Origin of the sequence: Clostridium sp. CS001 (genome assembly GCF_020443565.1) — a bacterium.
Classification (GTDB): domain Bacteria; phylum Bacillota; class Clostridia; order Clostridiales; family Clostridiaceae; genus Clostridium_AD.
In genome coordinates, this window is the sequence record NZ_JAIZZN010000015.1 from 57,154 (window position 1) to 81,049 (window position 23,896).

Sequence of the window (23,896 nt, forward strand, 5' to 3'; positions counted from 1 at the left end):
GTAAAATATATCATAAGTGAATATTTTGAATTCTATATTTTATGTTGTTCATATTGGGGTGGGATGTAATTATGAGACTTGTACCAATCGAAGTTGCTAAACCAGGAGATTGTTTAGCTAAGACTATATTTGATGATGATGGAAGAGTTCTGTTAAGAGAAGGTGTTGCGTTAACTGACGCTTTTTTAATAAGAATCAAACGTCTGCAAATATTTTCTATATATATTAATGATGAATATAGTGAAACTATAATTGAAGATGTAATAAAACCTGAACTACGCCAAACTGCTATAAAAGCTATAAAAGAAACATTCTATAGCTTTGAAAAATATAGTCAATACTCCAGCAGTGCAAGTTTTAATGAAAAAAAATTTGCTAAGGAAAAACAATCTTATTTTGAATCTATAGGAAGCATTGCCAAAGATATAATTGACGAAATTATAAGCAAAAAAAATGTAATGATTAATCTAGTAGATATTAAGAGTTTAGATAATTATACTTATCAACATAGTGTTAATGTTGCTGTAATTTCCCTAGTACTAGGTGTTCAATTGCAACTAAATCAAAATGAACTTTACACTTTATGCATGGGCGCATTGATACATGATATAGGGAAAGTGCTTATTCCAAAAGATATAGCATTAAAACCTGGTCCGTTAACTGATGAAGAATTTAGGATTATGAAGATGCATACTACAAAAGGTTATGATTATTTAAAGGGATGCTTGGAAATATCAGCTCCTTCTAGAATTATTGCACTTCAACATCATGAAAAAGTAAATGGAACAGGTTATCCAGATAACTTAAAGGATATTTCTATAAACAGATTCGCTAGAATTGTTGCTATTGCAGATGTGTATGATGCACTTACTTCTGATAGACCTTATAGGAAAGCTATGAGCCCTAATGATGCTGTAGAATATATCTTTTCCCATGGCGATACTCAGTTTGATTTTGAAATGGTTAAAGTATTTGCCAAGGCAGTTGTCCCTTATCCGCCCGGAACTCTGGTAAGACTAAATACTGGCGAGATCGCTGTGGTAACAGATGTGTTTCCTAATCTTGCCTTAAGACCACAGGTTAAAGTTATAAAAAAAGGACTCGCTAATAATTCGAAAGAAGTTGGGACTAATGTTTCATTAATAAAACATCTTGGTATAGTAATCCAAAATGTAGAATTTGATATATAACGTCATAAAGGATATTCCAAAATATCGGAATATCCTTTTATATTAAAATCCACTAAGGCGGATTAGCTAACTCCATTTTCTATATACTACTAACTATGTAATCGCTTTTAAGATACTCATATTTGTTCTTACTTGCTTTAGATACTAAGTTATTATTGGCTATCTCTGTAGCTTCTTCTATGTTCTTAGCTTTAAAGGTTATAGTTCCACCATTTCTATTGTACATTCCTCCACAAATTAAATACTTAGAAGGATGATTATCCTTATCAGTACTTTGCGTATAAGTTATTGCTAAACTGTCGTTACCTTCCTGTCTGTAGTTAATCTTAACCAATAAATCTTTTGTTTCCATTTGCTTTACCCCCAGTTTAATAATCTACTAGCGTAGCTTTTAATAATCTACTAGCGTAGCTTTTTAATAATCCACTAATGTGGTAACTAAAATTCAGTTTAGCTGTAACTCAAGCTGCTATGTACTACGGCATAATACACCTTTTGATAATATATGTTTGCAAATACTTTACAGGTATTTTTATCCTCAATATTCTATATTCTTATTATATAGAACATATGTTCGTAAGTCAATAGATTTTACAAAATTAACTTATCTCACAAGGAAAACCTTCCAGTTCTATGGATGGACAATCTCTCTTATAATAAATATATATGCTTAGTATGTTCCTTTTATTACAACTAATTTATGTTATTTATAATACTCATTATTAGTAATACTTAATAGATTATAACGGCTACAAAAATACAAGCTTAGAGTATGTTTTATACTCTAAGCTTGTATCCCGCTCCCCACACGGTTTCAATATATTGAGGTTCAGATGTAGAAATCTCAATTTTCTCTCTAACCCTACAAATATGTACTGTAACAGTAGCATTGTCTGTAATAGCGTCAAATCCCCAAACCTTTTCAAATAACTCGTCTTTGCTGAATACTCTATTGGGGTTCTCTGCTAGATGAAGTAATAAGTCAAATTCCTTTTGAGGCAAACTTACTTCAACTCCATTTACAAATACCTGTCTTGAATCCTTGTTTATTTCTAGCCCTCTTATTATGATGGTATCATTTTTAACATTTTCTTTAAACTTACTTTTTATTCTTTCATAATTTCGAATATGTGACTTAACTCTAGCAACTAGTTCACTTGGATTGAAAGGCTTTGTGATGTAATCATCTGCACCAAGGCTTAAGCCTTTTATCTTATCAATATCTTCTTTTTTTGCAGAAACCAATAAAACTGGAATATCCTTTTCCTCTCTTATGCTACGCAAAATAGTGAACCCATCAATTTTAGGAAGCATAACATCAAGAATTAAAAGATCATACTCATTCGTTTTTAGAGCATTTAAACCAGCTACTCCATTGTTACATATTTCAACTTCAAATCCCTCAAGCTCCAAATAGTCCTTTTCAAGTTCAGCAATACTCAAATCATCTTCAACTATTAAAATCTTTTTCATAATACGCCCCCACTCTTATGATATTTTTCCAAGAGATATCAAAATGCTTGTGCCTTGGTCTTCATGGCTTACAGCCCATATTGTGCCTTTGTGTCCCTCTACTATTTGTTTTGCAATAGCAAGTCCTAGGCCACTTCCACTTGCTTCACTTCTTGCAGAATCCTCTCTATAAAATCTGTCAAAGATTTTATTTACATCATCTTTGTCAATACCAGAACCATTGTCCCTTATCTCAATTATAATACTAGAATTAGTTTCTCTTAGCATTATAATAATCTCCCCTTGCTCCTTATCCATATATTTACGAGAGTTGTCAATAATGTTTAGTATAACCCTCATAAGTCTTTCCTTATCAATCTTAACGTATCTTAATCCTTCTAAATTATTATTTAAAGATATCTTTATATTAGATTTTTCAAGTTCTAACGCACTTTCATGAATACAGAAATTAAAATAATCTATAATATCAGTTTTTTCAAAATTAAAGGGAAGTTGACTTAAATCCAGTTTCGAGTATAAAAGTAAATCATCAATCATGACATCCATTTGTTCTGTTTTAGAATAAACAGTTTTTAAGTAGCGTTCCATCTTTTCAGGAGTGTTTGCAACACCATCTAAAATCCCCTTAACATAACCCCTTATTGAGGTTATTGGTGTTTTAAGATCATGAGATATACTAGATACTAGCATTGTCCTATTATCATCATACTTCATTTTCAAATTAATTGAATCCTTAAGTTGAACCCGCATCTTTTCAAAATCAGCACATAGTTCCCTAATCTCTTTATCTCCAACTTCTATAATTTCTAGGTTTAAATCACCTTTACTAATATCTCTTACTGCTGTTTTTAAAAGTGACAGTGGTTTTATTATTCTTTTTGAAAGCAGATAAGACATAAATATATTAACTGCTATAAAGGTTATAAAGAATACCCCCACAACAAATACAATAAAAATTTGAAGCATGTCCGAATACTCATAGGTTGGTGCCATGAGTATTACATTTCCCGTAGTTTGATCCTTAAACCTAACTTGTGCCACTTCTATCATATAAGCTACGGTATCTATTTTTACTAGTTTCTTTTGAAACTTAGAGTTAGCGTCTAATAGACATTTTTCTATATCTATCTTACTTATATCTTTGGAAGCGAAAATAACATTGCTACCTTTTAGGATTATAAGTTCTCCATCTATGTTAAAGAGTCTTTGGTACAAGTATTGTTGAAACTGAGGGTCTTCCATATCCCCAGATTTTTGTTTCCATATAGCACTTTTAGTATTAGATAACTCGGTTTTTACAAGTATAACCTTTTGGAAACTGTCATACCCTACACTTTTATTTAAAATTGTTGAGGAAACAAAAATGAATATAAATGACGCTATAAGTGTAATTAGAAAAGGAATTGCTATAGTTATACTATTGGACATGATTAATCGTTTTTTTATATTCATTTTTTCACCTCAAAAATTAATTAAGTTATCTTAAGCACTAGATTAAAATACTCCTAGAATTCCTTTTTATCAAACACATAATATCCTGCTGTAAAAAATATTATACCATAACTAAGCATCATCATAAGCTGAAGGAAGATTTTAAATGTAGGAATAGTATCCATAAGAAATAGCGTGTACCAGTTAAGCATACTAGTAATAAATATTCCAGAGTATCTATAAAAAACAATTCCTAGCCCTTTGAAGGTAACAAACATAAAAATAGACAAGAAGAATACTCCAATTCCACTTCTAATTATCTTTGTAAAAAATGCAATAATAATGGCTAGGGCCATCATAGGCATTAATGTTACACTATATGCAACTAATATTTTAATAACTCCTTTAAGTGCAAAAGAATTTACATTAAAAAGGCAACCAGCTATTATTGAAAAAACCATGACAAATAAAAGGTTACTAAGTATAAATAACATAATTGCAGTTATCTTTGCAGTAAAAAACTTTAGCCTTGAAATAGGCCTTGTAAGTGCAATCTTCATAGTGTTTTGTGAATACTCACCAGAGAAACTTTCAATAGTAACAAGTGCAGTAAATAGTGGTAAAATGGTATTCACAACTACAGAAAGTACAAGTATAGGAAAATCCATACTAGAGACTCCGCGAATTCCAAATCCAGTTCTTAACACTACCATTGATAACTGTCCTACTATGATGAAAATAAGTGATATAACCACTGCAACTAAGATTTTCTTCCTTTTATATAGCTTTTCTATTTCATTTATTAATGCAGCTTTAAATTCTACCATTTCTCTCTACCTCGCTAACAAAATAATTTTCAAGGGTTGCATAGTTATTTAATATGTTTTTCATGGTATCCACATTTAGCATTTTACCATCGTATAATACACCAATATTTGTACAGGTTAATTCAACATCGTGTATAAGATGACTTGATATAAAAAATGTAGTATTCTCTTTTTCCGCTAAAGTTTTTATTATATTTCTCATAGTAATCATTCCCTCAACATCAAGTCCATTTAAGGGTTCGTCCAAAATAATCACTTCAGGTCTTGATAAGATTGCAGCAGCTATACCTAGCCTTTGCTTCATTCCAAGGGAAAACTTTCTTGGTTTCTCATCTTTGTACTTTAAAAGTCCTGTTAATTCTAAAACTTCGTGAATTCTTTCCTTGTCAACATCCTTATAATACCTTGCCACCTGTTTTAAATTCTCAAAGGCTGTTAAGTAAAGATAAGATTCTGCAGTTTCAATAATGCAACCCACTTTTCTCATGGCCTCTTGATAATCCTCTGAAATACTATGTCCTAAAATCTTAACATCTCCACTGTCTGGCTTTATAAGTCCCGTCATAACTTTCATAGCAGTAGTCTTACCTGCACCATTTGGTCCTAAAAATCCAAAAATTTCACCTTTATGTATATCAAGATTAATGTCTGTTATACCTCTACCATTTTTATATATCTTAGAAAGATTTTTAATTTCGATAACTTTCTCCATTTTGTACCCCCAAATCCTGTTTATATTATTAATAAGTTTTTCAATAATTACTATATAATAAAATTTTGTTGTTTTCATATTAATAAGTTAGGAACTCTTAAGTTAATTAAATCTATAGAGTCCCTAACCATAGTTTATTTGTTATTAATTAAATACTTTATTGTATTGACCATCAAGCATTATATTTGAACTTCTGTTTCTATCTACGTTAAAGTATACTTTTGCTGAATATTGATCTATAGATATATGCCCTTTAACAATATCTTTTGAGGCACTATCTGAAGTGAATTGTCCATTAAACTGGTCTTGTTCAAATTTTGCATTAAATTTAAAGTCCTTTTTATTTGTAGCGTATTCTTCATATCCCTTTACATATTCCTCGTAATGTCTTCCACTAACACTTTTGCCGTCTATAGTAGTAATATCAACAAAACTTTCACCGATTTTTTCAAACTTTCCGTTCTTTTCTATTATCATATCACTTTTGTATTTTCCTATAAATTTTTCAGGACTTGATATTGTACTATGATCCTTTTCTATATTTTTTTCTACTTTCTTACCAGTAAGGTCAGGTTTATTTATCTTAGTTAAGTTAACATTGGTTATCTTTACAAGTATTTCAAAGCTTAAACTATGCTCTTTTCCACTTTCTTCTGTGCCAACAAGAACTCCACTACCCAAAACACTTTCAATAAGCCCTTCTTTGGTTGTTACCATGTTACCTGTAATTTCTTTTACAAATACATCTTTTGTTATCTTTGGCATTACACTTTCATTATTATAGTCATTGCCAAATTCATTTTTAGATTGAAGTGATACCACTGCATTAATAAGTGCTGGTATTTGAAATTCACTTAACTTACCAGATAAAATCTTACTTCCATCTTTATTTTCAGTAACTACAACAGCATCTTTTAAGCTACCTACAATAGCATCTGCTATTTTCTCCATATCCGTAGCTCCTTTTTCTTTAAAAGGATTGCTAGGTACTACAGTTTCACGTGGACTTTCATATTGTGTGTTATAATAAACGTCATCGCCGCTATTTTTGCTTATATAACTATTTTTGTCGGAGTACCAATAACCTTCTTTCTTAGTTCCACCTTCTATTGTGGTTGTAACACTTTCCTTAGTTTGGTTTGATACATCAAATTTAGTAATATCATTCTGTGAACAAATAACAGCTCCATTATCCTTTACATCAATTGACATATCAACAGTATAGCTTGAAAGATTAGTAGTGCAAGCCTCTGCTGTGTATTTTACGGAATCTTTAAGCTGATCATACCCGCTTTTAGATATTACCTGTGCAATAGCTGTAGTTGTAAACATTACAGTCCCTAGTGCAAGACTTATGATTATTTTGCTTTTCTTATTGAATTTCATTTTGAAATCTCCCCTTTGTTTTGAATTTGCTTTCTATCTTTAAATTTAAAAACTATCTTTGAACATGAAAGTCTTCCATAATTCAATTTTAGGGTACAACTCTCTACTTTCTATAAACAAATTATAAACAAAGTATAAACTTTATTTAGAGATCTCTTATCTTTTTCCCATTTTAATTGCCTTGTCAGTACAACTCTCCATGGCTGAAATTACAGCAGCTCTAAAATTATTCTTTTCTAGAGTGTATACTGCTTCTATGGTAGTTCCCCCTGGTGAACATACGTCATCTTTAAGTTTTCCTGGGTGCTCGCCAGTTTCAAGTACCATTTTAGCTGCGCCTAGCACCGCTTGCGCTGCCATTTTATAAGCCTTTTGCCTTGGCATTCCTTGAAGTACTGCACCATCAGCTAATGCTTCGATAAACATATACACATAAGCTGGAGATGAGCCACTTACTGCTGGAACTATATCAATAAGCTTTTCCTCTAATATTTCTACCTTGCCGAAGCTTTCAAAAACCTTTGTTACCTGTTCTAATTCTTCTTTAGATACATTTTTATTAGCACAAAGTGCACTCATGCCTTCTCCTACAAGAGCTGGAGTGTTTGGCATAGTTCGAATAATTTTTGCAGAATCATCCAACTCATTAATCATATGATCAAGAGTTATCCCTGCTGCTATAGTTACTATAACTACATCCTTCTTTAAATAAGGTTTTATCTCATCAATAACTTCAAAGTACTTATAAGGCTTTACAGCAAGTATTACTATATCAGAAAACTTTGCAACTTCCTTATTATCGCCCGTCACTAAAATATTATACTTTTCTTTTACTTTATTTAAATTCTTATCTGATGGATTGCTTGCCATTACCTTTTCACTAGAAACTAAATTTGATTTTACTATTCCACCTATCATTGCCTGCGCCATATTGCCACAACCTATAAATCCTATTGTTTTATTCATATAATTTTTCCTCCTAAGTGTCCATTTTAAATATAATTATATCACTAAAGGCTTAGTCAAATAAGTAACGAGTTCGTGTTATAGTTATAGAATTTTAAAATTTGGTTATATTAATATGGAATACTATCTTTATCGTTAAATATCAACTAGTTTGAGGAGGAATAATTAATGTCACATAAAAATAACAAAAATAGCAAAGACAATAAAAAGGCAGGTCAAAAGACAAAAAAAGAATTAGATAAAATGAAAATGGAAACTGCAAATGAAATAGGAGTTTCTAGGGAATCCAAGAAATTAGGAAAAGAAACTACATAGATTACACCATAAAAGGGAGATATCCGAAGATATCTCCCTTTGCTATATTTATATAAACTTCTCTTATAGAAGTAAGCATCTACTTTTCCCTATTATTTTGTAATATAAAATTATAATTGCAATTCTATGGTACCTACCATAAGCTTCCCTATCTTTCCTCAGCTATAAAATATAATCCTAATATTTCTGGTCCTGTATGTGACCCTATTGCTGTACCCACATAATTTAAAATAACATCTTTAACATTTCCATGTTCCCTGACTAACGCCTCTAGCGCTAATGCATCCTCAATACAATCTCCATGACCTATACCTATAATTTGCTCTTTGCTAGGATCAGTTCTTTCCTTAAACTTTTCGACTAAGGCACTTATTGCCTTTTTTCTACCTCTACATTTAGAAAAAGGAGTAAGCCGCCCCTCATTGTCCATAAACAAAACAGGCTTTATATTAAGCAAAGTACCAACAGTTGCGGCAGAACTGGATATTCTCCCACCTCTTTTTAAATGATTCAAATCACTAACTGTAAACCAATGGTTAATCTTAAGCTTATTTTCCTCAAGCCATGTGACTATCTCATCTTTAGAATTTCCTTTTTTCATCATCTCATAAGCATAATAAACCAAAAGCCCTTCACCAAGGCTTGCGCACTTACTATCAACTATACTAATATCTGCTTTTGGATACTCCTCTAATATGGTTTCTCTTGCTATATTTGCACTATTTATAGTTCCTGTTAGTGCAGAAGACATTACAATATATATAATAGATTTTTCTTCCTTTGCATACTTTCTAAAAACTTCCTCAAATCTTTGGCTATTAATCTGGGATGTAGTGGGCATTTCTCCCTGTCTTAAGGCATCATAAAAATCCTTTAGATTAAAATTTGCACCAAAGTCATCTTGCACTGTTTCTCCTTTGAAATTAAATAATAAACCTAAGGGTACTATATTGTCTTGTTTAACATACTGTAGCGGTAAATCACATCCTGAATCTATTACTAAAATCGTTTTACCAAGCGTTTTACTCATAACTTTATTCCCCTTTACAATTCTGATAATTACTTTCTTACCTATTATTATCTATTATATATAAATATACTTCAATACAAAAAAAAGAAAAGTTTGTAAACCTTTCTTTAACAAATCAAAATTATGTTATTACATTTTTTAATTATTAATTAATTAATTATCACAATTATCTACTATAAATTATTAACTATTCTACTACTTTTCCAATTTTTCTGAACTTATAGTACCTCTTAGTAAGTAAGGCTTCTATGGGCTCTGTTGTTAATCTATTAATTGACTCCTCTAGGTTACGTTTAATATTTGCTGCCATTTCATCTACATTTGTATGCGCTCCACCTAATGGCTCTTTTATAATTCTATCAATTATCCCAAAATTAATTAAATCTTGAGCTGTTATTTTCATTGTATTTGCAGCTTCCTTAGCACGACTAGCATCCTTAAATAATATGCTAGCAAAACCCTCTGGGGACAAAATAGAATAAATTGCATGCTCTAGCATCCAAACTTCATCTGCCACAGCCATAGCCAAAGCTCCACCGCTTCCACCTTCGCCTATAACTATTGAAATTATTGGTGTTTTTAAATTAGACATCTCCATAAGGTTTCTAGCGATTGCTTCACCTTGACCTCTTTCTTCTGCACCTAGTCCACAGTATGCTCCTGGGGTATCTACAATGCAAATTACTGGTCTATGGAACTTTTCTGCTTGCTTCATAAGTCTTAAAGCTTTTCTATATCCTTCTGGGTTTGGCATGCCAAAATTTCTTTCAATGTTTTCCTTAGTGTTGTTTCCCTTTTGCTGTGCTATAACAGTTACAGGAATACCATTAAACCTTGCGATTCCACCTACAATTGCAGAATCATCTCCATAATACCTATCTCCATGTAGCTCCATAAAAGAGTCAAAGACTCTATTAATATAATCAAGAGCAGTAGGCCTTTCCACTAACCTGGCAATGCTTACCTTGTCCCAGGCAGTCAAATTTTTATAGGCTTCCTTTTGCATATTATAGAGTTTAACTTCCATCTGTCTTATTTCATTTTCTAAATCCATATTTTGCTCTGTTGATAAGTTCTTTAATTCATCAATTTTGCTTTTCAACTCGTACATGTGCTTTTCAAAAGGCAAAGTTACCATAAAATTCTCACTCCCCATATGTTGCTTTTATATTTTTCTTGCATCTATTCATGGCTCTTTAAAATTTCACTTAAAGTATCCTTCATAACTTTTCTATCCACTATTTTATCTACAAATCCCTTTGCAAGCAAAAATTCAGCCCTTTGAAATCCTTCAGGCAATTTTTGCTTTATGGTTTGCTCTATAACTCTTTGACCTGCAAACCCTATTAGCGCATTAGGCTCTGCTAGTATTATATCTCCCAGCATTGCAAAACTTGCTGTAACGCCACCTGTAGTTGGGTCTGTAAGAACAGTTATATAAAGGCACCCTTTTTCATTGTGTCTTGCAATAGCAGCGCTGGTTTTAGCCATTTGCATTAGAGAAAATATACCTTCTTGCATCCTAGCTCCCCCTGAGGCTGTAAATATAATAATTGGTTTTTTAGCCTCTGTTGCTTTTTCAATGGCTCTTGTGATTTTTTCTCCAACAACAGACCCCATACTTCCCATCATAAAGTTACTATCCATCACCGCAATTACAGTATCTGCGCCATTTATCTTTCCTTCTCCAGTTATTACAGCTTCATTTAATAAGGTTTTATCCCGTAGGGTCTGAAGCTTATCCTCATAGCCTTCAAAATCTATAGGGTTATCTGAAATCATATTCTTATCATATTCAATAAAAGTACCCTCATCTATAGTGTAGTTTATTCTTTCTCTAGAACCAATTCTAAAATGAGTTCTACAATTTTCACAAGTCATTATACTACTTTCTAAATCCTTATTATAAAGGACTTTACCACAGGTCTCACATTTAACCCACATTCCTGAAGGTATATTAGGCCTTTTCTCGCCATCACTACCCAGCTTGTTTTCTAAATTTTTAACCTCTATATATTTACTCTTTTTGAATATACTCTTAAACTCAAACATCTAGTACCCCCCTTCTAAAAGCATACCTACACTACAACTTATATAATCTAAAATAGATTCTTACTTATAGTATAAAACCTTTAAGTAATAAATTCTAGTGTCAATTTAGGAATTCCCTTAAAGATTTTCAAATTCCTTACTTATAAAGCTGGTATCAAATTTCCCTTTTACGAAGTTTTCATTATTTATTATCTTATATTGAAATTCTATATTAGTATCTACGCCTTCTATTATAAATTCACCTAAGGCTCTTCTCATTTTGCATAGTGCTTCTTCCCTATCTTTTCCGTGCACAATAAGTTTTCCTATCATAGAATCGTAAGTAGGTGGAATTTTGTATCCCTGATATGCTGCACTATCAAGCCTTATCCCGTATCCTCCTGGAATATGAAGGGTCTTTATCTCACCTGGACAAGGCATAAAGTTTTTGTAAGGATTCTCAGCATTTATTCTACATTCAATAGCATGACCCTGAATTCTTATATCCTCTTGCTTATAAGGTAGCACTTCTCCAGCAGCAATCTTTATCTGTGCCTTAATTAAATCTACGCCAGTTATCATTTCTGTTATTGGGTGCTCCACTTGTATACGAGTGTTCATCTCCATAAAGTAGTACTTACCACTTTTATCTAATAAAAACTCTATGGTTCCAGCATTTTTATAGTTAATAGACTTAGCTGCCTTAACTGCAATTTCGCCCATTTGTTTTCTAAGTTCCTGCGTCATTGCAGGTCCCGGTGCCTCTTCAATTACCTTTTGGTTACGCCTTTGTATAGAACAATCTCTCTCACCAAGATGAATAACATTTCCATGTTCATCTGAAAGTATTTGAAATTCTATATGTCTTGGCTCTTCTATAAATTTCTCCATGTACATTGTATCATCACCAAAAGCAGTTTTCGCCTCAGTTTTAGCAGTATTGTAAGCAGGTATTAGCTCTTCTTCTTCTCTTACAACTCTTATACCTCTCCCGCCGCCTCCTGCTGAGGCCTTTATCATTACGGGATATCCTATCTTTCGTGCTGAAATTAAAGCATCTTCTTCAGATTCAATTGCTCCATCTGAACCAGGCACCACTGGCACTCCAGCTTTTATCATAATTTCTCTTGCCTTTGACTTGTTACCCATATTATCAATATTACTTGAATCAGGTCCAATAAATTTTATATTACACTCCTCACACATCTGTGCAAACTTACTGTTTTCAGATAAGAATCCAAAACCAGGATGAATTGCTTCCGCACCTGTAAGCACTGTAGCACTTAGAATATTTTGCATATTTAAATAACTATCCTTAGATTTGGCAGGTCCTATACATACAGCCTCATCTGCCATTTGAGTATGAAGGGCATCCTTATCTACCTCAGAATATACTGCTACAGTTTGAATGCCCATTTCATTGCATGCTCTTATTATTCTTACGGCTATCTCGCCTCTATTAGCAATTAATATCTTCTTAAACATATTCTTACCTTCCCTGCATATAAAATTATTAATTAATGCCTACTGCAAATGTAATTTCAGCCTCTGCAACCTTTTCGCCATTCACTGTAGCTATTGCCATTCCAATTCCAACGGGGCCCTTCATCTTGATTATTTCTACTTCAAGCCTCAGAACATCTCCTGGAACAACCTTTTTCCTAAATCTAGCTTTATTAATTCCGCCAAAGTATGCAATTTTACCTTTATAACTTTCCATACTGAGTAGTGCTACAGCGCCAACTTGTGCAAGCGCCTCAATAATTATCACACCTGGAAGTACAGGTTCTGTAGGGAAATGTCCTTGAAAGAAATACTCATTCATAGTAACATTCTTATACCCTACAGCCCTTTTGCCTGGCTCTAATTCCTCTACCTTATCCACAAATAAAAATGGGTATCTATGAGGAATAATCTCTTGAATTTGCTTTATATTCAAACTAGTACCTTTTATATCTTCCATATTAACTTCTCCACCTTTCCTACATATAGATTATTGGGCAAAGGATGATTTAAATCTGTCCTTTTCACTATTTCTTACGTATTTTAAACAATGGTTGCCCGTACTCTACCATATCTTCATTAGAAACTAGCACTTCTATAATTTCTCCATCTACTTCACTTTCAATCTCATTCATAAGCTTCATAGCTTCTAAAATACAAAGTGTAGTTCCCTTTTTAACCTGAGATCCAACCTTTACGAAGTTTTCTGCTTCAGGGCTTGAAGAAGAATACATAGTTCCAACAATAGGTGACTTAACTACAAATAAATCTTCTGCTACTTCTACATTAACTATATCCTCCACAGTACTATCGCTACTACTTTCTACCTTTTGCACTCTCCCTGGATTTGTAGCTGTATTTTCTCTAGTTGACGCTTCCCTAGTAACTGACTCTACTGATGCAGTATACACCGGCATTCTTTCAACTACTACTTGCTGCTCTTTCTTCTCCATCTTTATCTTTATGCCTTCTGTTTCAATTTCAAAGGAAGTAAGCTGCGAATCACTAACTGTTTTTATTAGCTCTTGAATGTTTTTGTAATCCATCATTATTTACCATCCCATTTTTTTAATAATATAGTAGCATTATGTCCACCAAAGCCTAAAGAATTTGACATTGCATATTTTAGTTCTTCATTTCGACCAACGTTTGGAACGCAATCTAAATCACAATCTTCATCTGGAACTTTATATCCTATAGTTGCTGGTACAAAACCATCTTCTAAAGCTTTTGCACATACTATAGCTTCTATAGCTCCTGCTGCTCCTAGTAAATGTCCTGTCATAGACTTTGTTGAACTTACAGGTATCTTATATGCATATTCACCAAAAGCAGACTTTATAGCTATTGTTTCAAACTTATCATTATAAGGAGTGCTTGTTCCGTGAGCATTAATATAAGATACTTCTTCAGGCTTTACATCTCCATCTTTAAGTGCCATAACCATTGCTCTTGCAGCACCTTCTCCATCTGGTGATGGTGAAGTTATGTGGTAAGCATCACAAGTTGCCCCGTAACCTTTCATTTCTGCATATATCTTTGCATTTCTTTTCTGCGCATGCTCTAAAGATTCAAGTATAACAATACCTGCACCCTCACCCATAATAAACCCATCTCTCTCTTTATCAAAAGGAATTGATGCTCTTAAAGGGTCCTCGCTTTTGCTTAAAGCTGTTAGAGAAGCAAATCCTGCTACAGCCAGTGGAGTTATTGATCCTTCTGCTCCTCCTGCTATTACCATATCTGCTCTTCCGTCTTGGATTAGGTGGAAAGCATCGCCTATAGCGTTAGTTCCTGTAGCACATGCTGTAACCACACTAGTACACATACCTTTAGCACCATACTTTATTGCAATGTTTCCAGCTGCAATGTTACTTATTATCATAGGTATTAAGAATGGTGATACTCTATTTGGTCCTTTTTCAGTAAGCTTTGCGTGTTCTTGCTCAATAGTACTAAGTCCACCTATACCTGAACCAACTACTACCGCCAATCTTTCTCTATCTATAGCTTCCAAATCTAATCCTGAATTTTTAATAGCCTCATCTGCTGCAACCATTGCATACTGACAGTATTTATCCATTTTCCTAGCTTCTCTTTTATCTATAGCAACTGATGCATCAAAATCCTTAACCTCTGCAGCCAGTTTACATTTGTAATCAGAAACATCAAAAGACTTAATTAGATCTATGCCACAAGTCCCCTCTTTTACGTTATTCCAAAAACTATTTACATCATTTCCTATAGGAGTAACTGCTCCCATCCCTGTTATTACAACTCTATTTTTCATAAGATGAATCCTCCTTTAATTAGTATCCCCTTTAGGTGCCTGCACCTTAAAGTACATTATTAACTACTACCTTGTTACATTACCATTCCGCCATCTACATTTATAACCTGACCTGTTATATAGGAAGCTTCCTCTGAGGCTAAAAAGGCTACTGCATTTGCCACATCTTCTGGCATACCAAGTCTCTTTAGTGGAATAGTGCTCATTATAGTATCCTTAACTTTTTCAGACAAACCATCTGTCATATCTGTTTGAATATATCCTGGTGCTACTGCATTACAAGTAACGTTGCGGCTTGCAAGTTCTCTCGCCACAGCTTTTGTCATTCCTAGAATACCAGCTTTTGCTGAGGAATAATTTACTTGCCCTGCATTTCCTGTAAGTCCAGATACAGAGGATATATTTATTATTCTCCCACTTCGCTGCTTAAGCATTATAGACGATACATGCCTTGTGCAATTAAATGCGCCCTTTAAATTAATATCTATAACACTATCAAAGTCCTCTTCTTTCATTCTCATTAAAAGACCATCTTTCGTTATACCAGCGTTATTAACTAGAATATCTATTGTTCCAAACTCTTCTACAGATTTCTTCATCATGTTTTCCACGTCACTATAACTACTTATGTCGCATTGAACTGCTAATGCGCTAGCTCCTAAGTCTTGTATTTCTTTAACTACCTCTTGCACTGCCTCATAACTATTTCTATAATTAACAACTATATTTACTCCAAGCTTTGCAAGTTTTATTGCTATAGCTCTTCCAATACCACGACTTGCGCCTGTAATTACTGCTGTTTTTCCTTTTAACATAAATCAGCACTCCTTTACACATATCTCATAGGTTATTTCTTTAAAATTTCTACAGCTTTTTCTAAAGACTCCAGGTCTTCAACGTTTACCACTGTAAGTTTTCTATCTATTTTTTTAACAAAGCCGCTTAATACCTTACCTGGTCCTATTTCCACAAAGGTATCAACACCGTCTTTTATCATATTCCTTATAATTGTTTCCCATAAAACAGAACTCATAACTTGAAGTTTTAAATTGGCCTTTATATCATCCTTGCTATCTATATAATTACCAGTAACATTTGTCATCACTGGAATACTAATATCCTCTAAGGTTACATTTTTAAGTTCACTTTCTAACTTCTCCGCTGCTGGTTTTAGCATGGATGTATGAAAGGGAGCACTTACAGATAAGAGCATTGCTCTTTTGGCTCCTTTTACTTTTGCCTTTTCGCAGGCAAGCTCAACTGCAGCTATTTCCCCGGCAATTACTATTTGTCCTGGGCAGTTTAAGTTAGCTATTTCTACAATGCCAGAGGTTCTAGCTTCCATGCAAGCTTCTTCAACTGCACTACCTTCAAGTCCTAAGATAGCAGCCATAGTTCCTATGCCCACAGGCACCGCTTCTTGCATAAACCTTCCACGCTTTTTAACAAGTCCCACAGCATCTTTGAAATCCATAGCTCCACTGCAAACAAGTGCTGAGTACTCTCCAAGACTAAGTCCCGCAGTTACGTCACAACTTATGCCCCTTGCTTTTAGCGCCATAAGTGCTGCTATACTTGCAGTTAAAATGGCTGGCTGAGTATTCTCTGTTATATTTAATTCTTCTTCAGGGCCTTCAAAACAAAGCTTACTTAACTTAAAGTTAAGTTCTTCATCCGCTATATTAAATATATCTTTGCAAACCTCTATGTTTTCAAATAATTCCTTGCCCATACCAATATATTGAGCTCCCTGTCCTGGAAAAACAAAAGCAATCTTACCCATAACTTCTCTCCTCTAATAACTTATATATAATAATTATAATGACTTTTAATTGAATTTATTAATTGTAACCTCTGCCTCTGCAAACATCTCTTCTATTATTTCTTTACAACTTTGCTCACACTTTACAAGTCCAGCAATTTGTCCTGCCATAATTGATCCCATTTCTACATCGCCTTCTCTTGCTGCCCTTGGCAAACATCCACGTCCAAGTTCCTCAAAAGCCTCTAATGGAGCATTTTCCTTCTCAAGCTTTTGAAATTGTCTTGATAACTTATTTTTTAAAACTCTAATAGGATGCCCCGTAGGTCTTCCCGTAACCACTGCATCTATATCCTTTGCTGCTAATATTTTCTTTTTATAATTCTCATGTATTGTACATTCATTTGCTACTAAAAATCTTGTACCCACTTGAACTCCCTGAACTCCAAGCATAAAAGCTGCAGCAACTCCACGTCCATCACCTATTCCGCCTGCTGCAATTACTGGGATACTAACTGCATCTACAACTTGAGGAACCAGTGCCATTGTTGTAAGTTCACCAATATGACCACCAGATTCACAACCTTCTGCAATAACTGCATCTGCCCCTGCTTTTTCCATACGTCTTGCAAGACCAACAGATGGAACCACTGGTATTACCTTAATTCCATGTGACTTCCAAAGTTCCATATACTTACCTGGATTTCCTGCCCCTGTAGTAACCACCTTAACGCCTTCTTCACATACAAGATGTGCGACTTCCTCTACATTTTCGCTTAAAAGCATTATGTTAACACCAAAAGGTTTGTCAGTTAGCTTTTTTGTTTTTTTAATTTCATCTCTTATATAATCAACTGGCGCATTTGCTGCTGCTATAATACCAAGTCCTCCTGCATTAGATACTGCAGCCGCTAAACTACTGTCTGCAACCCATGCCATTCCACCTTGTATTATTGGATATTTAATACCTAACTCTTTAAAAAACTCAGAATTAATCATGCTACCTCTCCTCCCTTGGTTATAAGCATATAATTAGGGCCAAATAACTATAGAAAAAAGCACATATTACTGCAACTACACTTCACGTAATATATGCTCTTTTACCTACTGAAGGAAACTAAATTTAAATATCTTAGTAGTTCAGCCCTATAATTATCTAACCCCTTATTTGATATTACTTAAGTTTTGTTTCTATATACTTAACGATTCCTTTTATATCCTTGATGTTTTCAATATCTTCGTTTGGAATTTCAATTTCAAATGCTTCTTCTAGAGACATTACTATTTCAAATATTTCAAGAGAATCTACTCCTAAATCATCTGAGAAGTTCGCCTCCATTGTAACCTCTGCCTCGTCTATTCCTAATTGCTCTACCACTACATTTTTAACTTTTTCAAATACCATTATTAATTCCTCCTAAAATTTTATTTACTCATTGTCCATTCTATTAATGAAGCTCCGTAGGTTAATCCACCGCCAAAGCCTACAAGTATAATCTTATCTCCAGCTGTAAGTAAATTCTTTTTGTTTATTTCATCTAATACTATGGCTATACTTGCCGCCGATGTATTTCCATACATATCCATATTCGTATAAAACTTATCTTTGTCAGCCTTCATTCTTTTAACAACAAAATCTATTATTCTAGCGTTCGCCTGATGGCAAACTACATACTTAATATCGTCTAGCGTATAGTTATTTTCCTCTAAGATTTTAACTATACTATTTTCAATAATACTTACTGCAAATTTGAAAATAGCTTTGCCATCCATATCTATCTTACCTTTAAAATCTTCAGTTCCATTTGTAAAAGTATTTTTCACATCTACAGTAGGGCAAGTTAAAAGTTCAAACTTGCTACCCTCTGAAGCTGAATTTACAGAAATAATGCCTCTTTTATTACCTACTTCAATTACTGCTGCTCCCGCACCATCTCCAAAGAGTATGCAAGTATTTCTATCTGTCCAATCTACAATTTTTGATAATACCTCAGCGCCTATTACTAAAGCCCTTTTGTATTTTCCTGTTTTTAAAAACTGTAGTGCTATATCAAGTCCAAATATAAACCCTGTGCATGCTGCTGATATATCAAAGGCCATGGCGTTAACTGCTCCAATATTCCCTTGAACTATACAAGCAGTAGCTGGAACAAATTGATCCGGCGATGTACTTGCAAGGACTATAAGTTCTATATCCTCTGGCTTAATCTTTGCATTTTCTAATGCAGAAAGTGCAGCCTTTGTAGCTAAATCTGATGTATTTTCACCTGTTGATATATGTCTTTGCTTAATACCTGTCATTGAAACTATCCATTCATCAGAAGTATCTACAATTTCTGATAACTGATGATTTGTCATTATGTTTAGAGGAGCATAGCTTCCTGTACCAATTATTTGTACCTCACTCACTGCGTACCAACTCCTTTATTTAACCCTATAATTTGTATTTTTCTTTGAAGAAGACATTTAGTTTTTCAAGAGATTTTATTAGTATCTCCTCTTCCTCATCATTAAGTCCATCTATAGTTGATTTCACCATTTCAGAATGAAACTTATCATGTATCCTATAAGCAAGTTTCCCTTTCCTAGTAAGTGCTGCCATTACTGATCTCCTGTCTTCTTCTCCTCTTTTTCTATCTACATACCCTTTTTTTAAAAGTTTATTGATAGCAATAGTAAGAGTTCCTAAAGTAATCTTAAGATCTTGGGCTACTTCTGTCATAGTTCTATATTCATACATGCCTATTGCATCAATAGTATGGATTTCTGTTATAGAAAGATCTTTAAGCACTCCTTCTCTAAGTGCCTTTTGCTCTATTTGTAATATATCATTAAACGTCTCTACCAAAAGTTCATTGACAACTCCAACAGATTTGCTCATATCTACCACCATTTCCTGTACTTTGATTTTTTATTGCTTTGATAATCAAAGTATATATTCGTATTTAATATTTGTCAATGATTTTATAAAGTTATGCCAACATTTACATTTAATTCATATATTCACTTATGTCAAAATAATTTATCGCTTTATTGAATCATCACCTAGGTTGCTACCTTATTAATGGCTGCCTTCTGCCTCGGTGATTAGTTCCTTCATAAGTTCTTTAACTGAAACAATTTTATCTACTTTGTATGCATTGCTTCCAACAAAAATAAGTCCCTTATCTAAGTTGCCTTTTACTGCTTGTATCAAGGCCTCAGTAATGCAATAAGGTGTTTCTTTTGGGTTGCAGTCTTTAATGCATAAATGACATTTCTCTACCTTGCAACCCCTGTCTTCTACAATCTTCATAAACTTATTGTTGATAGCTCTTCCTGGCATGCCTACAGGACTCTTAACTATCTTGATATCTTCCTTTTTTGCGTTAATGTATGCCATTTTAAAAGTTAGACTAGCATCACATTCCTCTGTAGCCACAAATCTAGTAGCCATCTGCACTCCTGCTGCACCAATCTTTATAAATTCTGCAATATCTTCTCCAGTATAAATTCCACCTGCAGCAACTACAGGAATTCTTTTATTGTACTTTTCTTCAAAAGGCTTAATTGCCTCAATAACTTCTTTAACTATTTCCTTTAGATCTTGAGCTTTATCTTCCACCAATGAATCCATAGAGAATCCAAGGTGTCCGCCAGCTTCTGGTCCTTCAACAATAATTAAATCTGGAGCACAATTGTTTTTCTTATCCCACATTTTTGATATAACTGTAGCTGCCTTAGCCGAAGATACTATAGGTGCAAGCTTTGTTTTAAATCCATTTGCTATTTTAGGTAAATTAAGTGGAAGTCCTGCACCAGATATAATTAGATCTATACCTTCCTCTAAAGCAGTTGTTGCTATCTCATCATAATTATTCATAGCTACCATAATATTTATTCCAATAATTCCCTTAGGACTTAACTCTCTAGCGCGTCTAATTTCATTTCTTAATGCTCTCTTGTTTGCCTCTCTTGCATTGGCTGCAAAGTCTCCCTCATTATAACCAACCTGAGCTGTTGATATTATGCCAATCCCACCTTCATTTGCAACTGCTGCTGCAAGGCCTGAAAGTGACACTCCTACTCCCATACCGCCTTGAATTATAGGAATACGTGCTATTAATTCTCCAATTTTTAAAGGAGGTAACTTCATAATTATCCTCTCCCTTTACTTTAATTTTAATATACTTTGATAATCAAAGTATATATATTTATATATTATATGTCAAGCAAAAAGTATTTATTAACTATTTTAGCCAATTGGCTTTTTATAACTTTTCTACATCAAAGATTATTTTCCCATACTTTTTAGTATTTACTATATTCCAAAAAATATTTATTAATTTAATATTTAGTTTGTTATTAGTGGACCTTGTATTATAATGGAATTACCATAGTTTAAAATTTAAATAATGACTGTCTCAGTTACTATGTAAGAAGTCATCATTTTGGAAATAAAACAACCACAGAAAGGATGAATTAACTTGATTCGTACTATAGCTATTACAAAAGATTTAAAACCTATTTATGATTTACCTTTAAGTGATTTATCAAAAGAAAATATCCTGTGGTATTGGATGGACTTTAATAACCCTACTCAAGAGGAATCCTCGCTTTTAGAAACTTATTTTCATTTTCACCATTTAGCCATAGAAGATTCAATCTTTTCATTAAATAGTCCTAAAGTAGATTATTATAATGATTATAATTATTTTATACTAAATGCTTTAGATGAATTTACTTTAGACCCTATTGAAGTATCTCTTTTCGTAGGTAGTAATTACATTGTCTCTTATCATAATGCTGAGTTAAAGGAGATAGACGAAGCCTGGGAACGAGTAAAAATAAATGAAAAAAACTTCTTAAAGGGGCCAGCTTATATCGTCCATCAGATACTCGATAACATAGTTGATTATTACTTCCCCGCTACTAACCAGATTGAAGATAAGTTAAATAAAATTGAAGCTTACGGCATGAAAAAGCCTATTTACAAGTTAATGGATGAAGTGTTTGAGATACGGAGCGATTTATTAAAGCTACGAAAAGTGGTAAACTCTATGCGAGATTTGTTATATCGGATATTAAACTCTGAGAGGCTAGAGGACTTTAATGAACATAGGTTATATTTTTCTGATATTCATGACCACTTAATTAAACTTTCAGATATGATAGCTTCAAACAGAGAAATGACTTCTGATATGCGTGATAATTACATGTCCATAAATTCCAGTCGGATGAATAAGAATATGATGGTCTTAACTGTTATGTCAAGCATATTTATACCACTAACATTTATAGTTGGAGTTTATGGTATGAATTTCCGCTACATGCCTGAGCTTGACTTAAAGTACGGCTATTTTGTAGTTTGGCTTCTTATGGCTATTATTGCATTAGAAATGTTCTTATGGTTTAAACGTAAAGGATGGTTTGATATATAGCTAATCATAACGAAACATTATAACAAACCGTTTAAAGGAATATAATTAAAAGGAGCGTTTATTATGAAAAAAAGTGAAATCAATTGTCAAAGCTGTGGAATGCCTTTAAATAAAGATAAAAAACTCATAGGTACAGAAGTGGATGGAACGTTAAGTGAAATGTATTGCAGTCATTGTTACCAAGATGGCAAGTTTACTTCGCCAGATATTACTGTAGATGAAATGAGAGCTATAGTAACTGAAAAAATAGTAGAAATGAATATTCCTAGATTTATTGCAAAGTTTTTAACTAGAAATACCTGTAAACTTAAGCGATGGAAAAAGATAAAACCACAAATTACCCCTGCTTCAAAAAAATTAAAAAAATAAGTCCTAGCTATAATGAACTTTTAAGTAAGGATTTATTATTCATAAAATTAATTAAGTGTAAAAAATATACCTGCAATCATCAAATTGTAGGTATATTTTTTTTATTTTAAATATATTATAAAGTAGATTGTTATAATTCTCATATTTCTATAACTTTTGTATTTTCACTGAAATTTCTATTAGAAATAATAAATGAAAGGACGATAATCTATGTTTAATATTTTAAAAGTAGATGGCAAAAAAAACATTATTGCTTTTATTATTAGCATTGTAATAGCACAAGGTGTAGGTTTACTAAGTGGTTTTCTGAGCATGACCGCATCAAATTCCTATGAAGCTTTTAACAAACCTTTTTTCTCTCCCCCTGGATGGGTTTTTCCTGTTGTATGGTCAATTCTATATTTTTTAATGGCTATAGCAGCTTATAGAATCTGGTTGAAAGGTAAATCTAGAGAGGACGTTTCTAAAGCACTAACTTTATATGGCACTCAATTACTTTTAAACTTCCTTTGGTCTCTTATATTTTTTAGATTTAGGCTCTATGCAATAGCCTTTTTAGAATTGCTTCTATTAATAGTGTTTATTCTGTTAACAACCTTTGAATTCTTTAGGATAGATAAACCTTCTGGTTATCTTATGATTCCATATATACTTTGGGTATCCTTTGCCGGGGTTTTAAATTATGCTATATGGATGTTAAATTAGAATTCTATCTTGTAATCTGATGGTGTACCCCACATCTCAATACGATTTAACCTAGGATACACAGAATTAAATTTAACATATATCGGTGCTTTGTACAAAGAAGGATTTCCTTTAAAGAATTCCTCGTCACCATATACGATAGCTTGCAATGCTAGTGGTAATTCTTTAACAAAAACGCTATTTCGTGCTTCTGACATTGCTAGGTTCTTTTCTTGATCCACCATAACATTAGCCAACAAAGCATAATCGTTATTGATCATACCCCATTCTGCCAGCACTTCGTCCCTCATTTTAGTAATCTTATCATAATCGTATTTTGCAGCAATGGTCAAAAATAACTCTGCCGTTTCGTCTGAATGAGTAAGTGTGTATTTCCTAGGTATAATTGGTTTTACCTTACTTGTTCCCCTATCAAAGCTAACCTGCAACTTTTCAGGATTAAATTTACTCAAAGTTTTCCCTCCATAATATAAGTACATTATATAT

General features: G+C 33.2%; 27 protein-coding genes. 5 read left to right on the plus strand and 22 right to left on the minus strand.

Going from position 1 to position 23,896, the window contains the following annotated elements; translation table 11 throughout:
• Nucleotides 1-71 precede the first annotated feature (71 nt).
• Nucleotides 72-1,190 carry an HD-GYP domain-containing protein gene (locus LGK97_RS11480; protein ID WP_226259909.1) on the plus strand — a complete coding sequence of 373 codons (1,119 nt, stop codon included), beginning with the start codon at nucleotides 72-74 and terminating at the stop codon, nucleotides 1,188-1,190.
• 79 nt (nucleotides 1,191-1,269) lie between these two features.
• Here the strand turns inward: LGK97_RS11480 and LGK97_RS11485 are convergent, their stop codons facing one another.
• The 7 genes from LGK97_RS11485 to proC form a co-directional block, all read right to left on the minus strand.
• Nucleotides 1,270-1,542 (minus strand): hypothetical protein, encoded by a 273-nt coding sequence (locus tag LGK97_RS11485; protein WP_226259910.1) that lies wholly within the window; start codon nucleotides 1,540-1,542, stop codon nucleotides 1,270-1,272.
• 425 nt (nucleotides 1,543-1,967) lie between these two features.
• A complete protein-coding gene (locus tag LGK97_RS11490) occupies nucleotides 1,968-2,663 on the minus strand; it encodes a response regulator transcription factor (RefSeq protein ID WP_226259911.1) in 696 nt (231 codons plus the stop codon).
• A gap of 15 nt (nucleotides 2,664-2,678) precedes the next feature.
• A complete protein-coding gene (locus tag LGK97_RS11495) occupies nucleotides 2,679-4,115 on the minus strand; it encodes a sensor histidine kinase (RefSeq protein WP_226259912.1) in 1,437 nt (478 codons plus the stop codon).
• Nucleotides 4,116-4,168: 53 nt separating this feature from the next.
• Nucleotides 4,169-4,921, minus strand: a complete 753-nt coding sequence (locus LGK97_RS11500) for an ABC transporter permease (protein ID WP_226259913.1) — start codon at nucleotides 4,919-4,921, stop codon at nucleotides 4,169-4,171.
• On the minus strand, nucleotides 4,908-5,633 hold the full coding sequence (locus LGK97_RS11505) for an ABC transporter ATP-binding protein (protein ID WP_226259914.1): 726 nt from the start codon (nucleotides 5,631-5,633) through the stop codon (nucleotides 4,908-4,910). The genes LGK97_RS11500 and LGK97_RS11505 overlap by 14 nt, the downstream gene beginning before the upstream one ends.
• Before the next feature lie 144 nt (nucleotides 5,634-5,777).
• Nucleotides 5,778-7,019: a hypothetical protein gene (locus LGK97_RS11510; RefSeq protein ID WP_226259915.1), complete on the minus strand. Its 1,242-nt coding sequence runs from the start codon at nucleotides 7,017-7,019 to the stop codon at nucleotides 5,778-5,780.
• A gap of 156 nt (nucleotides 7,020-7,175) precedes the next feature.
• Entirely contained in the window at nucleotides 7,176-7,985 is an 810-nt protein-coding gene (gene proC / locus LGK97_RS11515) for a pyrroline-5-carboxylate reductase (RefSeq protein ID WP_226259916.1), read from the minus strand.
• A 168-nt stretch (nucleotides 7,986-8,153) separates the two neighbouring features.
• Between proC and LGK97_RS11520 the strand changes: the two genes are divergently transcribed.
• Nucleotides 8,154-8,300 (plus strand): small, acid-soluble spore protein, alpha/beta type, encoded by a 147-nt coding sequence (locus LGK97_RS11520; RefSeq protein WP_226259917.1) that lies wholly within the window; start codon nucleotides 8,154-8,156, stop codon nucleotides 8,298-8,300.
• A 148-nt stretch (nucleotides 8,301-8,448) separates the two neighbouring features.
• Here the strand turns inward: LGK97_RS11520 and LGK97_RS11525 are convergent, their stop codons facing one another.
• From LGK97_RS11525 to LGK97_RS11590, 14 genes are all read right to left on the minus strand, one after another.
• Nucleotides 8,449-9,330: a DegV family protein gene (locus LGK97_RS11525; RefSeq protein WP_226259918.1), complete on the minus strand. Its 882-nt coding sequence runs from the start codon at nucleotides 9,328-9,330 to the stop codon at nucleotides 8,449-8,451.
• A 187-nt stretch (nucleotides 9,331-9,517) separates the two neighbouring features.
• Nucleotides 9,518-10,468: an acetyl-CoA carboxylase carboxyltransferase subunit alpha gene (locus LGK97_RS11530; RefSeq protein WP_226259919.1), complete on the minus strand. Its 951-nt coding sequence runs from the start codon at nucleotides 10,466-10,468 to the stop codon at nucleotides 9,518-9,520.
• Nucleotides 10,469-10,512: 44 nt separating this feature from the next.
• Nucleotides 10,513-11,382 (minus strand): acetyl-CoA carboxylase, carboxyltransferase subunit beta, encoded by an 870-nt coding sequence (accD, locus tag LGK97_RS11535; protein WP_226259920.1) that lies wholly within the window; start codon nucleotides 11,380-11,382, stop codon nucleotides 10,513-10,515.
• Nucleotides 11,383-11,499: 117 nt separating this feature from the next.
• Nucleotides 11,500-12,846, minus strand: coding sequence for an acetyl-CoA carboxylase biotin carboxylase subunit (locus LGK97_RS11540; RefSeq protein WP_226259921.1), 1,347 nt, complete (start codon nucleotides 12,844-12,846; stop codon nucleotides 11,500-11,502).
• A gap of 28 nt (nucleotides 12,847-12,874) precedes the next feature.
• Complete coding sequence (gene fabZ / locus LGK97_RS11545) at nucleotides 12,875-13,324, minus strand: 3-hydroxyacyl-ACP dehydratase FabZ (protein ID WP_226259922.1); 450 nt, start codon at nucleotides 13,322-13,324, stop codon at nucleotides 12,875-12,877.
• 67 nt (nucleotides 13,325-13,391) lie between these two features.
• Nucleotides 13,392-13,910 carry an acetyl-CoA carboxylase biotin carboxyl carrier protein gene (gene accB / locus LGK97_RS11550; protein WP_226259938.1) on the minus strand — a complete coding sequence of 173 codons (519 nt, stop codon included), beginning with the start codon at nucleotides 13,908-13,910 and terminating at the stop codon, nucleotides 13,392-13,394.
• Between the two features lie 2 nt (nucleotides 13,911-13,912).
• Nucleotides 13,913-15,154, minus strand: coding sequence for a beta-ketoacyl-ACP synthase II (gene fabF, locus LGK97_RS11555; RefSeq protein WP_226259923.1), 1,242 nt, complete (start codon nucleotides 15,152-15,154; stop codon nucleotides 13,913-13,915).
• Nucleotides 15,155-15,228: 74 nt separating this feature from the next.
• Nucleotides 15,229-15,969 (minus strand): 3-oxoacyl-[acyl-carrier-protein] reductase, encoded by a 741-nt coding sequence (gene fabG / locus LGK97_RS11560; protein ID WP_226259924.1) that lies wholly within the window; start codon nucleotides 15,967-15,969, stop codon nucleotides 15,229-15,231.
• Between the two features lie 32 nt (nucleotides 15,970-16,001).
• The gene (fabD, locus tag LGK97_RS11565; protein ID WP_226259925.1) at nucleotides 16,002-16,937 is read right to left on the minus strand and encodes an ACP S-malonyltransferase; all 936 of its coding nucleotides are present in this window, start codon (nucleotides 16,935-16,937) and stop codon (nucleotides 16,002-16,004) included.
• Between the two features lie 45 nt (nucleotides 16,938-16,982).
• Entirely contained in the window at nucleotides 16,983-17,915 is a 933-nt protein-coding gene (fabK, locus tag LGK97_RS11570; RefSeq protein WP_226259926.1) for an enoyl-[acyl-carrier-protein] reductase FabK, read from the minus strand.
• A gap of 175 nt (nucleotides 17,916-18,090) precedes the next feature.
• Nucleotides 18,091-18,321 (minus strand): acyl carrier protein, encoded by a 231-nt coding sequence (acpP, locus tag LGK97_RS11575; protein ID WP_226259927.1) that lies wholly within the window; start codon nucleotides 18,319-18,321, stop codon nucleotides 18,091-18,093.
• Nucleotides 18,322-18,341: 20 nt separating this feature from the next.
• Nucleotides 18,342-19,325, minus strand: a complete 984-nt coding sequence (locus tag LGK97_RS11580) for a beta-ketoacyl-ACP synthase III (protein WP_226259928.1) — start codon at nucleotides 19,323-19,325, stop codon at nucleotides 18,342-18,344.
• Between the two features lie 25 nt (nucleotides 19,326-19,350).
• Nucleotides 19,351-19,797, minus strand: coding sequence for a MarR family winged helix-turn-helix transcriptional regulator (locus LGK97_RS11585; RefSeq protein ID WP_226259929.1), 447 nt, complete (start codon nucleotides 19,795-19,797; stop codon nucleotides 19,351-19,353).
• 180 nt (nucleotides 19,798-19,977) lie between these two features.
• Nucleotides 19,978-21,051 carry an NAD(P)H-dependent flavin oxidoreductase gene (locus LGK97_RS11590; RefSeq protein ID WP_226259930.1) on the minus strand — a complete coding sequence of 358 codons (1,074 nt, stop codon included), beginning with the start codon at nucleotides 21,049-21,051 and terminating at the stop codon, nucleotides 19,978-19,980.
• A gap of 331 nt (nucleotides 21,052-21,382) precedes the next feature.
• Between LGK97_RS11590 and corA the strand changes: the two genes are divergently transcribed.
• The 3 genes from corA to LGK97_RS11605 all read left to right on the plus strand — a co-directional run bounded on the left by corA (nucleotide 21,383) and on the right by LGK97_RS11605 (nucleotide 23,410).
• Nucleotides 21,383-22,336, plus strand: a complete 954-nt coding sequence (gene corA, locus LGK97_RS11595) for a magnesium/cobalt transporter CorA (protein WP_226259931.1) — start codon at nucleotides 21,383-21,385, stop codon at nucleotides 22,334-22,336.
• 63 nt (nucleotides 22,337-22,399) lie between these two features.
• Nucleotides 22,400-22,705, plus strand: coding sequence for a zinc ribbon domain-containing protein (locus tag LGK97_RS11600; protein ID WP_226259932.1), 306 nt, complete (start codon nucleotides 22,400-22,402; stop codon nucleotides 22,703-22,705).
• Between the two features lie 210 nt (nucleotides 22,706-22,915).
• On the plus strand, nucleotides 22,916-23,410 hold the full coding sequence (locus LGK97_RS11605) for a TspO/MBR family protein (protein WP_226259933.1): 495 nt from the start codon (nucleotides 22,916-22,918) through the stop codon (nucleotides 23,408-23,410).
• Here the strand turns inward: LGK97_RS11605 and LGK97_RS11610 are convergent.
• Entirely contained in the window at nucleotides 23,407-23,862 is a 456-nt protein-coding gene (locus tag LGK97_RS11610) for a staygreen family protein (RefSeq protein WP_226259934.1), read from the minus strand. The two genes, LGK97_RS11605 and LGK97_RS11610, sit on opposite strands and share 4 nt — an antisense overlap.
• Nucleotides 23,863-23,896 lie beyond the last annotated feature (34 nt).